Here is a 15106-nt window from a genome sequence, read left to right as displayed (position 1 = left end):
AACAGATTAGCTTTTGCAAAAGATGTAGTTTGTCGGATGGATACCAACCTTCGACAGGCTCAGGGACCATGCTCATGGCCCACTCAGAGTTCTGGGTAACTATTGAGCAGTGATGTTAATATTTGAGGCCTTTTTAGGAGTTAGTCTAAGCTAGTCCAATGGTATAAAAAAGCCGTTCAGAAAAACTGAGCGTTAGCCCATTTTTCCTGAACGGCTTTAATTAATTACTTTAACCGCTTTTCAGCAATTATTAAAATGCTCTATAGATGCCATCCAGGAATTGGTTGGCTTCGTCTTCTTCAAAACGTGCTGTGGCATTGTCCCAGTGCAAGGTTTTATTTGGAAACCTGCCTGCTATTACGCCCAATAGTATCGTTTCCGTTAACCTGGAAGCGTAGGAGAAAGGAGCAGAACATTCGTCTTTTCCTAAACAAGCATCCACAAATTGGTGGTAATGGCGTTTGCCTTCCACTTCATAATCCCTAATTACATCGCCTATTTTGCCTGACTTTTTAAGCTTAGTGAGGTCTAGTTCTACATACTTGCCATCTACAATGTGTTTTGGTAATTGCATAAAGTGAGGCAATAATAAATTGCCTTTTTCACCCACAAACATGGCTCCCTGTTCAGGTAGCTTATCATTATTGGGAAGCAGGAGATTTTTATCTTTTCCCGGTGCGTTTACGCCGTCATACCATACCCATTTAAAATTTTTGGTGGTGTACTTCGTACCTGGGAATTCGTAGGTTACTGTATTCTCTTCGGGGAAGCCAAAACCTGTAGGCTTTCTGCACTCGTTTTTGATGGTCTTTGGTACATCCAGCGCCAAGGCATTGTAAGGCGTGTCAAAAATATGAACGCCCATGTCGCCCAAAGTTCCGCAACCAAAGTCAAGCACTTTACGCCAGTTTCCAGGATGGTATTGCCCTTCTTTATAAGGCCTGTCAGCCGCAGTACCTAGCCATAAGTTCCAGTCAAGACCTTCTGGTACTGGGTCAGCTCCTTGTGGCTTGGGATCGTCAGTTCCCCAGTTTTTAGGGGACCAGGCCCTTACTTCTTTCACTTTACCAATGATACCTGATTGTATCAATAGTGTAGCCAGTTTGTAGTCATAAAAAGAGTGCACCTGGATCCCCATTTGGGTTACCAAATTCTTTTCTGCTGCCTTTTTATTCATGGCTCTCGCCTCAGACACATGATGGGTAAGCGGTTTTTGACAGTAAACAGCCTTACCATGGTCCATTGCCAGCATAGAAGCTGGAGCGTGGGTATGATCAGGGGTAGAAACAACCACGGCATCGATATCGTCCGCCATTTCTTTCATCATTGTCCTGTAATCAGAATAGAACTTGGCCTTGGGATAGTCTTTCTTTAATGGTGCAAGCATTTTTGCATCAACATCGCAAAGAGCCACAACGTCCACTTTCTCGTGAGAAGAAATTGCATCCAAGTCGGCTTTACCCATACCACCCAATCCCACGTGTGCAGTTCTTAGGCGACCATTTTCACTATTAGCCCATGCCCATGAAGGGAGCATAGATGCGATAGCCATGGTAGCTCCACTTTTCAATAAATCTCTTCTATTAATTATTTTCTGATTCATAATTTTTTGATTTTAATATTTCTAAACCATATCGGACTTGCGTGATCCTGAAGGCCAATGTATCCTTTTTTGGCTTTCGCATAATCGGGTGCACCGCTCCATTTACCAGAGTTTTTCCTTGTTTCCCAATCTTCAGACCCAGGGACAAATGAAACCACGACCTTTCCGTTAAGCCAATATTCTACTTTTTCGGGTGTATATACTATTTTGGAGCTGTTCCATTCACCGACAGGGTTTAATTCTACTTGGGATTGATCAGCAGGATACATTGCATAATCAGAAGCAGTTTTTTGCCAATCTTGCAGTTGGTCCAAATTTTCAGTTTCGCCCATTTTTTTATTGTAGGCAGTCAAATCATGTATGGAAGCATAATTTTCGTCATCAATAAGTTGATATTCCGGTGCCAATCCTGAAGGTCCAGAACTTTCTTTTACTTCAGGTATGTGATAGAATATGCCACTGTTACCACCTTTAGGTAATTTCCATTCTAAGTACAATTCAAAGTTCTCAAACTCTTCTGCACCGTAAATAATGTCTTTTCCACCAGTGTAGTCTTGTTCTAAACCCATTTCGGTATCATAGGTTAGTTCCCCGTCTTTGATCACCCAGCCAGGAGGGAGTTCATCGCCGTTGTAGGCTCTCCAGCCCTCTGTAGTAGTACCATCAAAAAGGACTATCCAGTCTTCTTCTTGAACTTTACTTTCGCTTTCGGTTGTTTTTTTGCTTTCGCAAGCATTGAAGGCTATCAAAGCCACCAAGGAATAAATGATTTGTTTCATATTGTAGACTTAATTTTTCAGGTATAAATATAATCCGAATTGTCTGCTCCAGCAAGATTTGATTATCCTGAACAGTTGTTTCTCTTTTAAATCCCTGCCTTTACTTAGTATTTAGCATCGACTGGGTTGAAAAATTCAATGCAGGTAGCGTTTTAAATTTGAATGAAAAAGCATTGGTTTTATACTGAAATTTATAACTTCACTAAACCTGAAAACCTGCAACTGCCATATCTTATTTGGTTAAAATAAACTGTAATTCTATTTCATTTTGTCTAAAAATGACCTAAATTAATATTCATTTTCTAAATAGACATGGAAGGTACAGGATATACAGTGGTTGTCAGTATTATGATAAGTTTGGCTGCGGCTTACTTTATCATAGAAATCCTGCTTATGCTCAATAATGTGGACAATGACACCTCCAATATTTTATTACTCGAATGGTCAAAGGGTAAGTCTTTTTTTATTCCATTTGCCTTGGGAGCGATAGCTGGGCACCTGTTCCTAGGTACCACAAATGATGCTTTTAAAATGTCAAATGGCATGTTTCCGGTTTTGATTATTTTTGGTCTGACCCTAATCATGGTTTTAATCGGTTTTAAAGTACCCTTTAAAAAAACCAAAGCCTTTCTTACTTCTATTCTAATTGCTGGCGTTTTATTTGGCCACTTTTTTTGGTCTATGAATTATATTGTAAGGCCATGAACAAACTAAATAAATTCTTAAAAAGGCATTTGTCTGAAATCCGAACCATCAAAATTGTAGTGGCAGTTATGTTGGGCCTGATGTTGCTTATCGATATTGTGCTCGTTACATTGGAAGGAAAAGATTACCCCACCTTCAGCTATGTGGTCAAAAACCTCCGACATCGATTGATCTGGTTTACCTTCCTTTATGGAGGCTTGATGGCGAAGATTTTTTACAATAGAAAGGTCGGTGAAAAGGAAAAAGAAGTGACTGGCTTACTTGCTTTCTTTTCAATGGTTTTTTTGCTTTTTGTCATTGGCCGACATCTGGAAACAGCGCCAAGTCTGTTTCTACAGGTGATTTTATTGGTCACAGGTGGCATCATGGCCTACAGGGCCTGGCCTCAATACCAATAAAAAATATAAAAGCAGTTAAATAAGCATTCACAATTTGGATAGAACAAACTAATTTTATAACCAGAATATTTTACATGAAAAAAATACTGTATCTAGTGATTATTTTAGGTGTCCTCCATCTTGCAGGATGTTCACCAATACCAAATGAGATCCAGAAACCCAATATTATCCTAATATTTATAGATGACATGGGCTGGGCTGATTTTTCTAGTTTTGGAAATACCGACGCTCAAACGCCAAATATCGATAGGTTGGCCTCTGAAGGGATCAGTTTCGAACAGTTTTACGTTAATTCCCCAATTTGCTCTCCTTCAAGGGTAGCCATTTCTACAGGAACATATCCTCAACGCTGGCACATCACTTCTTACCTGGCCTATCGGGCAAGGAACAGCGAACGTGGAATGGCAAACTGGCTGGATCCCTCAGCACCAATGCTTGCGAGAAGCCTTAATGAGGCAGGCTATGCAACGGGGCATTTTGGAAAATGGCACATGGGAGGGCAGCGAGATGTTACTGAGGCACCTGCAATTACCGAATATGGTTTTGATGAATCATTGACCAATTTCGAGGGAATGGGGGCCAAATTACTTCCCCTAACAACAGACGAAACCGGAAAAGAAGGACGCATTTGGGAAGATGCAGAAATTCTCGGTGAGCCTTTTATCTGGATGCAGCGCTCGGAAATAACCACTGGATTCATTGATGAGGCCATCCAATTTATGGGCAAAGCGGATAAAGATGAAAAACCGTTTTATGTAAATATATGGCCTGACGATGTGCATAGTCCATTTTGGCCACCCTTTGAAGAGTATGGCCTTGCAAAAGAAGCTGGGAAAAGAGGATTGTACCTTGCAGTGCTGGAAGCCATGGACAAACAATTTGGTAAGCTTTTCGATTTCATTCAGAGCAACGATAAACTGCGTGAGAATACATTGATTTTAATCTGTTCTGACAATGGCCCTGAAATGGGAGCTGGGAGTGCAGGGAAATTGAAAGGCTATAAAACACATTTGTATGAGGGAGGAATCCGTTCTTCTTTGGTGGTGTGGGGAGCGGGATTTATTGATGAAAAAGTGAAAGGATCCCGAAATAAGGAATCGGTTTTTTCTGCCATTGATTTAATGCCTTCTTTGCTTGAATTTACAGGAACAAAACCTTCCGAAAAGACCATCTCTGATGGTGAAAATGTAATGGAAACAGTACTCGGGCAATCCAGTATGTCCAGACAAGCCCCAATATTCTACAGCCGGCCTCCTGATAGAAAGAGTTATTATGGATTCGAAAACCTTCCTGATTTGGCTGTGCGTGATGGGGAATGGAAACTATTATGCGATTATGATGGAGGAAGACCCGAATTGTACAATATTGTCCTTGACCCAGAAGAACAACAAAACCTTGCAAGGCAGAATGTTGAGAAAACCAATGCTTTGAAGGAAAAGGTATTGACATGGTATCAATCTATGCCCCAACTGGAAGTAGCTCCTACAGCTAATAAGGAAGAGGAAAATTAACCAGACCTTCTACCTACCCAACAGTCTGATTTTAATGTCTTATTGACTAAGGAGCATTATATAAACAGAGGCATTTTGCCGTAAATTTCCTACCAAAAATTGTGATTTGTTCCATCCATTTATTGCAGTGAAAAAAATAACACACCTATTTGGCATCATATTTGGCTTTTTCAGAATACATCAATTTGTATATGGAAAAGTCAGATTTGAATCCAAGTAAAAAAAAGAAGAAAATGATAGCCCGTTTGGGCATAGGGACCAAAGGGGTAGTATACCTTCTAATAGGCGGGTTAACCGCATGGGCCGCTTTGGGAAGTGGTGGTAAAAAGACGGGGAGTAAAGGTGCTTTTCAATTTTTACTTGGCCAACCCTTTGGTCAGGTAATGCTTTGGCTAGTAGTAATAGGCTTGGCAGGATATGTTTTTTGGAGAATGTACCAAACATTTATGGATCCAGAGGACAATGGTTTGGATAGGAAGGGCTTGAGACGAAGATTAAGTTATTTTTCTAGTGGATTTTTTTATCTCTTTATCATTTACAGTGCGGTACAGTTACTTATTGGTGCAGGTGGTGGCGGTAGCGGTGGCGGAAAAGAATCGATGATCCAGAAGCTTTTAAATCAGGAGTATGGCCGATGGATGGTAGCTGCAGTTGCACTTATTTTCCTGGGGAAGGCCATCTATCAAATGTTCATCGCCTATTCTGGGAATTTCAAGATCAAAATAAAAGAGGCTGGGATGAATAATAAAACACAGCAATTGATGATTTATTCCGGTCGTGTGGGGTATACAGCTCGTGGTTTGGTGGTTGGAATTATCGCTTATCTCACAGTTAGGGCAGCCATTACCTACGATGCCTCAAAATCTGGAGGAACAGAAGACGCTTTTAATTTTATCCAAGATGAATTTGGAGCAATCGTATTGGGAATTATTGCATTCGGTATGTTGGCTTATGGGCTTTTCATTATGATCAAGGCAAGTGAGCATAAAATGAATTTTTAATCCATAGACTGGAAATTCCCTTATTTACAGTTGGCTTCAAAAACAGCGCATAAAATCAATCGTACAATAATAGCTCATTAGATCGCGAATCCTATTACATAATCCGGGTTTAAATAAATTTAACATTTAATTAGTTGCATGCGCAACTATTTTTTTTACCTTTGCAGCAAATTCTTATAAAATGGAAAATGATTGCAAGGTATACATTACGGAATATGGCATTTTACCCTGGTTGGGAAAAACCATAAAATGCGTAGATATATACATTAACCACAACTTGAAAGAAGCGGGGATTGACCTGACCATAAAACAGATGCTGGTGCTGAAGGCCCTGTCTACAAATGGCCCTTTGCCACAGAATGATTTGGCCTTTATTACGGAACGGGATAAGGCCTCATTAGCAAGGTTTATCAATACTTTGGAAAAGAAAAATCTGGTAGCAAGATTACCATCTGCTACAGACAAAAGGATTAATATGGTGAACCTTACCAAGCATGGTGAAAAGGTATATCAAAGCACCTTGCCCATCTTTAAAAAATTAGTTTTACAGGTTCAGGAAAACATACCAGAACAAGACCTGGAACAAACGGCAAAAACCCTAAGTAAAATAAAAGACAACATTGAAAATTTAAATAGTGGTTGCAATCGCAACTAATACGTATGAAAAGAAAAATAATTATAATTGCCGTTAGTGTTTTGATCTTGGTTATTGGATTTTTTGTTTCTAATCTCCTGAAGGATAGTAAAAAAGTACCTTTAAAGAATAAGGGAATTTACACCGCAACGGTGTTTACAGAAACTATAAAAAATGCCACATTACCTGTAGAAATAACTGCTACAGGTAGCTTGGAGGCCAAAAATAGAGTGGAACTCTATGCGGAAGTACAAGGCATCATGACTTCACCTGTTGGCAGTTTTAAAGAAGGGTCTTTATACAAAAAAGGAAGTTCACTTGTCGCTGTAGAATCTGACGTTTATCGCGCTGGATTGATGTCACAAAAAAGTAGCCTTCAAAATTTAGTAACGGCAGCCTTGGCAGATATACGTTTGGATTATGCTTCCTCATTTTCTAAATGGAGCGACTTTCTTTCCAAGATCGATGTTAGTCAGCCTTTGCCACCTTTGCCAGAAGTTGGCTCTGAAAAGGAAAAAATGTTTGTTACCGGACGGAATATATATGCTACCTATTATACGGTTAGAAACATGGAGCTGACACTGGCCAAATACAATATTACGGCACCTTTTGATGGCGTTTTGGTAGAGGCTTTGGTTACACCGGGTTCGCTAATAAGACCGGGGCAAAAATTGGGTGAATTTATTCAACCATCGGTTTTTGAAATTGAAGCCCCTGTAAGTGCCAGTATGATTAACCTCTTAAAAATCGGCCAAAAAGTGGATGTCACTTCTACTGATAATAATTCACTAATATGGGAAGGAGAAATTACGCGAATCAACAGGTTGGTAAACAGGGAGACGCAAACCACCAACGTATACATTCAACTTCGTGGAAAAGGCTTGGAAGAAGGCATGTTTGTAAAGACCAATATTATGGCCACAGAAATGGACAATGCCTATGAATTGAGCAGAAGTGTGATTTTTGATAAGGACCAGGTTTTCGTGGTAAAAGACTCAATACTCGTTCAGAAAACAATTGAACCGATTTATTACAATGACAAAACGGTGGTGGTAAGGGGCCTGGAAGATGGAGAACAAACACTTTCCAAATTGCCAACAGGGGCTTACCCTGGAATGAAAGTTTCTATTTACAGCGAGCAATAACGGTGATTTCTGTTTTGCAATTTTTGTACAATTTTTCACAAATCACTAGTTAAGCAATGAAGTCGATTATAACGCATTTTATAAAATTCCCTGTTGCCGTAAATGTCATTATCCTGGCGATAGTGGTGCTTGGTACCTTCGGAATGTTATCGCTTAAATCTAGTTTCTTTCCTTTGCAAGATTCTAAATTTATAGACATAACAATAAGTTACCCAGGTGCTTCGCCACAAGAAATGGAAGAAGGCGTGGTTTTAAAAATTGAAGATAATTTACGTGGTATTGTAGGGATAGACCGGTTTACCTCAGCCTCTTCAGAAAATACAGCAAGTATTAATGTGGAAGCCCTAAAAGGGTATGACATTGATATTTTATTGGCAGATGTAAAAAATGCGGTTGATAAGGTTCCCTCCTTTCCCGCAGAAATGGAGCCTCCGGTTGTTGCCAAAAACGAAAACCTAAATGTAGCCATAGAGCTGGAATTGAGTGGAGAGAATATTCCTTTAAAAACCCTCAAATCCATTGGTAGGGAAATTGAAAATGATTTGCGCAGTATTCAGGGAATTTCCCAGATTACCATAGCGGGTTTCCCAGACGAAGAAATCACCGTATCGGTAAACGAAGAAGTGTTGCGTTCGTACAATTTGACTTTTAGCGATGTGGCCAATGCCGTGGCCAACAATAATATTTTGGTTACTGGCGGTGCCATTAAAACGGAAGCCGAAGATTACCTTATCCGTGTGAATAACCGTTCTTACTACGGAAAAGAGCTTAACAATATTATTCTAAAAACAGAAGAAAACGGAGCCATCGTTACTTTAGAGGATGTGGCTGTTACGGAAGATGCCTGGTCTGAAACGCCCGATAGAAGTTATTATAACAATCAACCTTCTATCTCTTTTCAAATTAGCACAACCAACAATGAAGATTTGGTTGAAGCTGCCGAAAATGCGGCCCTCTATGCAGAAGGATTTAACGAAACGCACAATAACCTTCAATTGAATGTCACCAATGACAGATCACAAATAATTGTAGAACGAACCAAACTACTTTTGGTTAATGGTGCACAAGGAATTGCCTTGGTATTGTTTTTTCTTTCTCTTTTTTTACGTCCGAGATTGGCAGCATGGGTTGCCTTTGGAATTCCCATTTCCTTTATGGGAATGTTTATGGTAGCCTCCTATTTTGACATCACCATTAACGTGCTTTCCTTATTTGGGATGATTATCGTGATTGGTATCTTGGTTGATGACGGAATAGTAATTGCCGAAAATATTTTCCATCATTATGAAAAGGGAAAGACTCGTGTTCAAGCGGCTATTGATGGTACCATGGAAGTTTTGCCAGCCATTACATCCGCCATTATGACTACTCTGGTAGCATTTTCGACATTCTTTTACTTGGACGGAAGGCTAGGGGAGTTTTTTGGCGAAGTATCCATTGTGGTTATTTTGACCTTGGTTTTTTCACTTTTTGAAGCCTTGGTAATTCTTCCGGCTCATATTGCCCACTCCAAAGCACTTTCTAAGGATCAAAAAATGTATTGGTTTAATGAAAGAGCCACTATTTTCTTAGACTATTTGCGCGACAAATTATATAGCCCGGTTTTGCATTTCTTTATGGAATCTAAAATTTTGGGATTTTCAATTCTTATTGCCCTGTTTGTAATTACCACCGGGGCCATGGAAGGTGGGATTATTAGAACCACTTTTTTTCCTATCATTGCTTCAGACCAGGTTAATGTTACCCTAAAAATGCCACAGGGAATTAACCCAATGGTGACAGATTCCATTATTTCTGAAATAGAACAAGTGGCCATAGAGGTGAACAAGGAATACACGGCCAAACAGACAGGTGGTAAAGATGTTTTTCAAAGCATTATCAAAAGAACTGGGCCTGGAACTGCCAATGCATCTTTAAAAATCAACTTGCTTCCAGGTGAGGAACGGGACTTTACGGCTTCTGAAATCGCAGGTTCAATTGCACAAGCAGCAGGTGAATACCCTTCAGCAGAGAGTTTGACTTTTGATGCAGGAGCTAGTTTCGGTGGAAAACCTGTTTCTGTTTCTTTGTTGAGTTATAATATTGAAGAACTTAAAGCAGCTAAGTCAGAGCTTAAAGAAAAGCTTAAAGAAAACACTTTGTTGCGCGATATCAGCGACAATGACCCTGCGGGAATTAATGAAATCAATGTTGAGTTAAAGGACAAAGCGTATTTGTTGGGCTTTACCCTTAACGATGTCATTGGCCAGGTACGTGCCGGTTTTAATGGCTTGCAAGTGCAACGTTTTCAACGTGGGCAGGATGAAATCATCGTTTGGGTTCGTTACGAAAGAGAAGGTCGTTCATCGATATTAAACCTGGACAATATGCACATTGTAAGTGCCTCCGGGAATCGTGTTCCGCTCAGTGAAATTGCCACTTATTATATTGAGCGGGGGGAAATCACCATCAATCACCTGGACGGAAAGCGCGAAATCAAAGTAGAAGCAGATTTAAAAGATCCGAAAGAAAGCTCCTCAGATATTATTGCCGATGTGCGTGAGAATATCATGCCTGAAATCATGTCTAAATACCCCACAGTATCGGCATTGTACGAAGGTCAAAATCGGGAAGCCGGAAAAGTTACGGCCTCAGCAAGTAAGGTTTTTCCAATCATCATCTTCTTAATATTAATCATCATTGGCTTTACTTTCCGTTCGTATATGCAGCCGATATTATTGCTTGTAATGATTCCATTTAGCTTGATTGGTGTCGCATGGGGCCATTGGTTACATGATTTTCCGATCAATATGCTTTCCTTGCTCGGTATCATCGCATTGATAGGTATTGTGGTAAACGATGGACTGGTGCTTATTAGTAAGTTCAACAGCTATTTGCAGGAGGGCTTTAGTTTTGACGAGGCCCTAATAGAAGCAGGTAAATCCAGGTTCAGGGCCATCTTTTTAACATCAATTACAACCATTGCTGGTCTGTCTCCACTGATTTTGGAAAAAAGTAGACAAGCCCAGTTTTTAATTCCCATGGCCATTGCCATTGCCTATGGAATTGCCATTGCCACTGTGCTAACACTGATTATGCTGCCCATGCTTTTGTCTGTCGGCAATGCATTAAAAGTGTACACAATATGGCTATGGGAAGGTGAAAAACCTTCAAAAGAGTCTGTAGAACCAGCGATAGAAGAGCTGCACGAAAACGATGAATCCACTCACAATGCATAAAATAATGAGCATACAAAGAGCATATAAAATAGATAAGCATTACAAATCGCTGTTATTGTCACTGATGGCCTTGGTAGTATTTGCCAGCTCAGTCACAGTAGTAAGCGGTCAAGAAATGCTTTCGCGAGAAGCGGCCATGGGTTTAACCCTGGAGCACAATTATGACATTAAGGTAGCGGAAAAGTCTTTAGAGGTAGCCGACAACAACCAAAGCATTTTAAACAGTGGTTATTTACCTACCGTGAGCACCAATGGAAATGTTGGTATATCTGGATATCAGGGGCAAAACCAAACCGTCAATGGAGACATAAATTACGATCCTACCGATGCCTATAACTATGGGGCTTCAATTGGATTTGATTACGTCTTGTTTAACGGCTATGGGAGAATGTACAACTACAAGCAACTGAAAGAGCAGTACAATATTTCCGAGCTACAAGCCAGACAAATTATAGAAAATACGCTTTTAGAATTGTCTAATTCCTATTTTCAAATGGCGCAGTTAACGGAAAGCGTAAGTATTCTGAAAAATGCATTGAGTATTTCCACCACCAGGATGCTTCGTGCCAAGTATAGTTTTGAATATGGGCAAACTACCCAAATTGATTTGCTAAATGCGCAAGTAGATGTAAACAATGACAGTATCAGCTTGCTTAATACCATTCAGGAATTGGAAAATTCGCGAAGAAATTTAAACTTGATTATGGGTAGGGAAATTGAAACAGAATTTGTGGTAGATACCACTGTTAATTTTGATTTGCCTGGTACCAGAGATGTTTTGGTCTCTCAGGCCTATGCCCGTAATGTACTGATACAGCAAACCAATAGCCAATTGCGAAACAGTGAATTTGCATTAAAAGCGAGTCAAGCTGGCTGGTTTCCTGCATTGTCCTTAAGTGGAGGTTACAATTATTCGGGCAACCAAAATCCTGCAGGAGCTTTTGTTACCGGAAGTTATAATTTGGGTCCTCAGGCAGGACTTACTTTGGCTTGGAATATTTTTGACGGCGGAACTACTCGGGTGAAAAGCCAGAATGCAAGGGTGGAGATTAAGCGGCAACAAATTTTAAAAGAGCAGACTGAATTCTCTATTAAGCGGGATGTGCTTAATGCCTATGGGGCGTACCAAAATTCCTTGTTTGTTTATTATGCTGAAAAAGCCAATTTGGAAACAGCAAGAAAGAACTTTGAACGAAGTGATGATCTGTACAAGCAAGGGCAAATTAATTCCATAGAATTCAGACAAGCCCAGTTGAATCTGCTAAATGCACAAAACAACCAAAGCATTGCCAAATACAACGCTAAATACGAAGAGTTAAAATTGAAGCAGTTGGCGGGAATTCTTTTGGAAGATTAGCTATTCATTTAATAAGTCTATTCAATCCACACCATGTCGGGTTTTGTCCTTTTAGTGGTGTGGATTTTTTTTCTTTTTTGACTTAAACTTAAAATCGGCAGAAAATATCCTGCTGTATAATTTCATTCAATTTTTTATAGTGAACCATTAATTCCGGTATGGATGGAGACAGTTTTAATGCATTCCAATACCTCTGCAGGATTGAAGTATTTTTAACCGGGTGTGTAAGGTTTTCGTAAAAGTATTGACAAAACTCTTCAGGTAAGAGTCATCATGTTTTCTTTTTTTACATGCATTAGATCCAGAAATTTACCGTTCTAATGGCATTTATTTGAGCATTAATAAGCGTTTTGATGTAATTTCAGGATAGGAAATTTTTAAAGGTTAAACCCGAAATATGCAATAAACAATCTATTACGTGCTGAAATCGCTTTAATATCAGCCACTTCGTTGCTGTTTTCAATTTCACCATATCGATGCTATGCTAAAATCTCCAAACAGCCTGATTTTCTTGCGATTGCAACACTTCCCGTAAACACGGGACAGGCTTCACCCCTGACATTGTCAGGACGGAGAAATTCTATTACATAATCCGGGTTAAAAAAAAACTGCAAAAGTTTTTTATATCTAAACGAATGGTTAGCTTTGTAGTGTAGTAAAAAACAATGGCAAGAAAAAAGGAATATAAAGAAGAAGAGGTTATTGAAAAAGCGATGCGTTTGTTTTGGCGCAACGGCTATGAGAGTACCTCTATGCAAATGCTTGAGAAAGAGATGGGCATCAATAAGTTTTCTATTTATTCTAGTTTTGGAAGCAAGCATGGCGTTTTTATTGAAAGCTTAAAATGTTACAAAGAAAAAGTAAGTGACATGTTTGAGAAGTTTAAGGCATCCCAGAATGGTGTTGAAGACATCAAACAGTTTTTTTATGATTCTGTAGCAGTAGGATATCAGCCGGACAATGTAAAAGGTTGCTTGTTGACCAATACCTACAATGAGTTTTCAGAAAGTGAAGACCCTTTGATAAAATCCCAGGTGGATCTATTTATGGACAATTTGAAAGAATTGTTTATTGAAAAATTAAGAATGGACCCTTCTAAGGATGAGGAGACAGTGCTAAAGCAAGCTAACTTTTTAGTGGTTGCAAAACACGGTTTGGCTGCCGCCACTAGAGTTAACAGTGAAAAGGAAATAGAAGACTATATAGAAATGACCTTTAGTAATATTTGACCTTTTTTTGGCCTATAACTAAACAAACGTTTAGAAATTTATAAACTATTAATAATTACACGATGACAACTTTAAAAATTCACAACTTAGAAACTGCACCAGAAGGTAGCAAAGCACTATTAGAAAATTCACTTAAAGCAAACGGAATGATACCTGGGCTGCATGGGGTATTGGCTGGAGCTCCAGGCCTACTTGAAGCTTATCAAACTTTACACAAATTGTTTATGGATTCCTCTTCATTCGATAAGGATGAACTAACTGTGGTATGGCAGACGATTAATGTGGAGCATGCCTGTCATTATTGTGTACCAGCCCATACAGGTATTGCCAAAATGATGAAGGTGGATGATGCCATAACAGAAGCATTGCGTAACGAAACACCTTTGGAAAATCCAAAATTAGAAGCCTTAAGGAAATTAACCCTTACTATCGTTCGAAACCGTGGCCATGTAAGTCCTGAGGATTTGAAGGCATTTTATGCTGTAGGTTATGGAGAAAGACAAGTATTAGAAATCATTTTGGGATTGTCTCAAAAGGTAATTAGTAACTATACCAACCATATTGCCAATACACCAGTGGATGCCCCTTTCCAAAAATTTGCTTGGGAAAAAGAGAATGCAGAAGCCATTTAATTAATCAACGTTAATCTTTAAGGGCCTTTGGTTAAAAACACTAAAGGTTGAAGTTAACTCCCGGAAATTATGCAAGATTTAAAATCAAAATATGGTAAGCAGGCTTTGATAACTGGAGGTTCTTCAGGGATTGGTAAAGCATTCGCTATAGAATTAGCAAAACAAGGCATCGCTCCTATTTTGGTTGCCAGGAGTAAGGATAAGTTAACCGCCTTAGCTCAGGAAATTTGGGCGAAATATCAGGTAAAGGCACAAGCATTTTCTGTGAATATATCTGATGAAGAGGCAACAGTTAATTTTCTTAAAGAGATTGACAAACAGGATATAGGAATGCTTATTCATAGTGCTGGTATGGAAAACAATGGGAGTTTTATCAAGATTTCTCCTGAAAAGGAGCTGTCAATGATCAAATTAAACATTACCTCTACCTATTTGTTAACCAATCATTTTGCTAAGAAAATGTCAGCCGCTAAAAAAGGGGGCATACTTTTGGTTTCTAGTATGGCAGGTTTGATGGCGACCCCTTATTTCAGTAACTATTCGGCTACAAAAGCCTATGTGCATCAGTTAGGGCTTTCTTTGTATTCTGAACTCAAAGCCAATAATGTTGACATAAGCGTCTTGGCTCCCGGTTTAACAGAAACCAATATGACGGCAGACAATGGTGTGGACTGGTCAAAAGTCCCAATGTCAAGCATGGATCCTTCTGAAGTTGCTCAGATTTCCTTGAATAGTATTGGAAAGAAGGGAACGATCATTCCAGGTAGGATGAATAAAATGATGGTGATGATGGCCAAAAGACTTTTTTCTATCAAAAGTTTTGGCGCAATGAATGGGATGTTGATGAAAAAGGCGATTAATAGCGAGAAACTTTAATCGAACCAAAAAGGCAAG

13 protein-coding genes are annotated in these 15106 nt (G+C 39.4%); 11 read left to right on the top strand and 2 right to left on the bottom strand.

From position 1 onward, the window contains the following. Window positions 1-250: 250 nt before the first annotated feature. Both CA2015_RS07190 and CA2015_RS07185 read right to left on the bottom strand, forming a co-directional pair. Complete coding sequence (locus tag CA2015_RS07190; RefSeq protein ID WP_048641297.1) at window positions 251-1603, bottom strand: Gfo/Idh/MocA family protein; 1353 nt, start codon at window positions 1601-1603, stop codon at window positions 251-253. Continuing rightward, a complete protein-coding gene (locus tag CA2015_RS07185; RefSeq protein WP_048641296.1) occupies window positions 1600-2382 on the bottom strand; it encodes a 3-keto-disaccharide hydrolase in 783 nt (260 codons plus the stop codon). Before CA2015_RS07185 ends, CA2015_RS07190 begins: the two co-directional genes overlap by 4 nt. A gap of 312 nt (window positions 2383-2694) precedes the next feature. Here CA2015_RS07185 and CA2015_RS07180 point away from each other — a divergent pair, with 312 nt between their 5' ends. From CA2015_RS07180 to CA2015_RS07130, 11 genes are all read left to right on the top strand, one after another. Continuing rightward, window positions 2695-3087, top strand: a complete 393-nt coding sequence (locus CA2015_RS07180) for a hypothetical protein (protein ID WP_048641295.1) — start codon at window positions 2695-2697, stop codon at window positions 3085-3087. Further along, the gene (locus tag CA2015_RS07175; RefSeq protein ID WP_048641294.1) at window positions 3084-3485 is read left to right on the top strand and encodes a hypothetical protein; all 402 of its coding nucleotides are present in this window, start codon (window positions 3084-3086) and stop codon (window positions 3483-3485) included. Before CA2015_RS07180 ends, CA2015_RS07175 begins: the two co-directional genes overlap by 4 nt. Window positions 3486-3559: 74 nt before the next feature. After that, entirely contained in the window at window positions 3560-4996 is a 1437-nt protein-coding gene (locus tag CA2015_RS07170; RefSeq protein ID WP_048641293.1) for a sulfatase family protein, read from the top strand. Window positions 4997-5187: 191 nt separating this feature from the next. Continuing rightward, complete coding sequence (locus tag CA2015_RS07165; protein ID WP_048644407.1) at window positions 5188-5997, top strand: DUF1206 domain-containing protein; 810 nt, start codon at window positions 5188-5190, stop codon at window positions 5995-5997. A gap of 181 nt (window positions 5998-6178) precedes the next feature. Continuing rightward, a complete protein-coding gene (locus CA2015_RS07160) occupies window positions 6179-6652 on the top strand; it encodes a MarR family winged helix-turn-helix transcriptional regulator (protein ID WP_048641292.1) in 474 nt (157 codons plus the stop codon). A gap of 5 nt (window positions 6653-6657) precedes the next feature. Then, the gene (locus CA2015_RS07155; protein WP_048641291.1) at window positions 6658-7776 is read left to right on the top strand and encodes an efflux RND transporter periplasmic adaptor subunit; all 1119 of its coding nucleotides are present in this window, start codon (window positions 6658-6660) and stop codon (window positions 7774-7776) included. Between the two features lie 56 nt (window positions 7777-7832). Beyond that, window positions 7833-10994: an efflux RND transporter permease subunit gene (locus CA2015_RS07150; protein ID WP_048641290.1), complete on the top strand. Its 3162-nt coding sequence runs from the start codon at window positions 7833-7835 to the stop codon at window positions 10992-10994. Window positions 10995-10998: 4 nt separating this feature from the next. Beyond that, complete coding sequence (locus tag CA2015_RS07145) at window positions 10999-12351, top strand: TolC family protein (RefSeq protein ID WP_048644406.1); 1353 nt, start codon at window positions 10999-11001, stop codon at window positions 12349-12351. A 665-nt stretch (window positions 12352-13016) separates the two neighbouring features. Beyond that, window positions 13017-13580: a TetR/AcrR family transcriptional regulator gene (locus CA2015_RS07140; RefSeq protein ID WP_048641289.1), complete on the top strand. Its 564-nt coding sequence runs from the start codon at window positions 13017-13019 to the stop codon at window positions 13578-13580. A gap of 62 nt (window positions 13581-13642) precedes the next feature. Beyond that, a complete protein-coding gene (locus tag CA2015_RS07135; RefSeq protein WP_048641288.1) occupies window positions 13643-14212 on the top strand; it encodes a carboxymuconolactone decarboxylase family protein in 570 nt (189 codons plus the stop codon). A gap of 69 nt (window positions 14213-14281) precedes the next feature. Further along, complete coding sequence (locus CA2015_RS07130; protein WP_048641287.1) at window positions 14282-15088, top strand: SDR family NAD(P)-dependent oxidoreductase; 807 nt, start codon at window positions 14282-14284, stop codon at window positions 15086-15088. The last annotated feature ends 18 nt before the right edge of the window (window positions 15089-15106 follow it).

The organism is Cyclobacterium amurskyense (assembly GCF_001050135.1).
GTDB classification, from domain to species: Bacteria; Bacteroidota; Bacteroidia; order Cytophagales; family Cyclobacteriaceae; genus Cyclobacterium; species Cyclobacterium amurskyense.
This window is presented reverse-complemented; position numbering and strand designations above follow the sequence as displayed.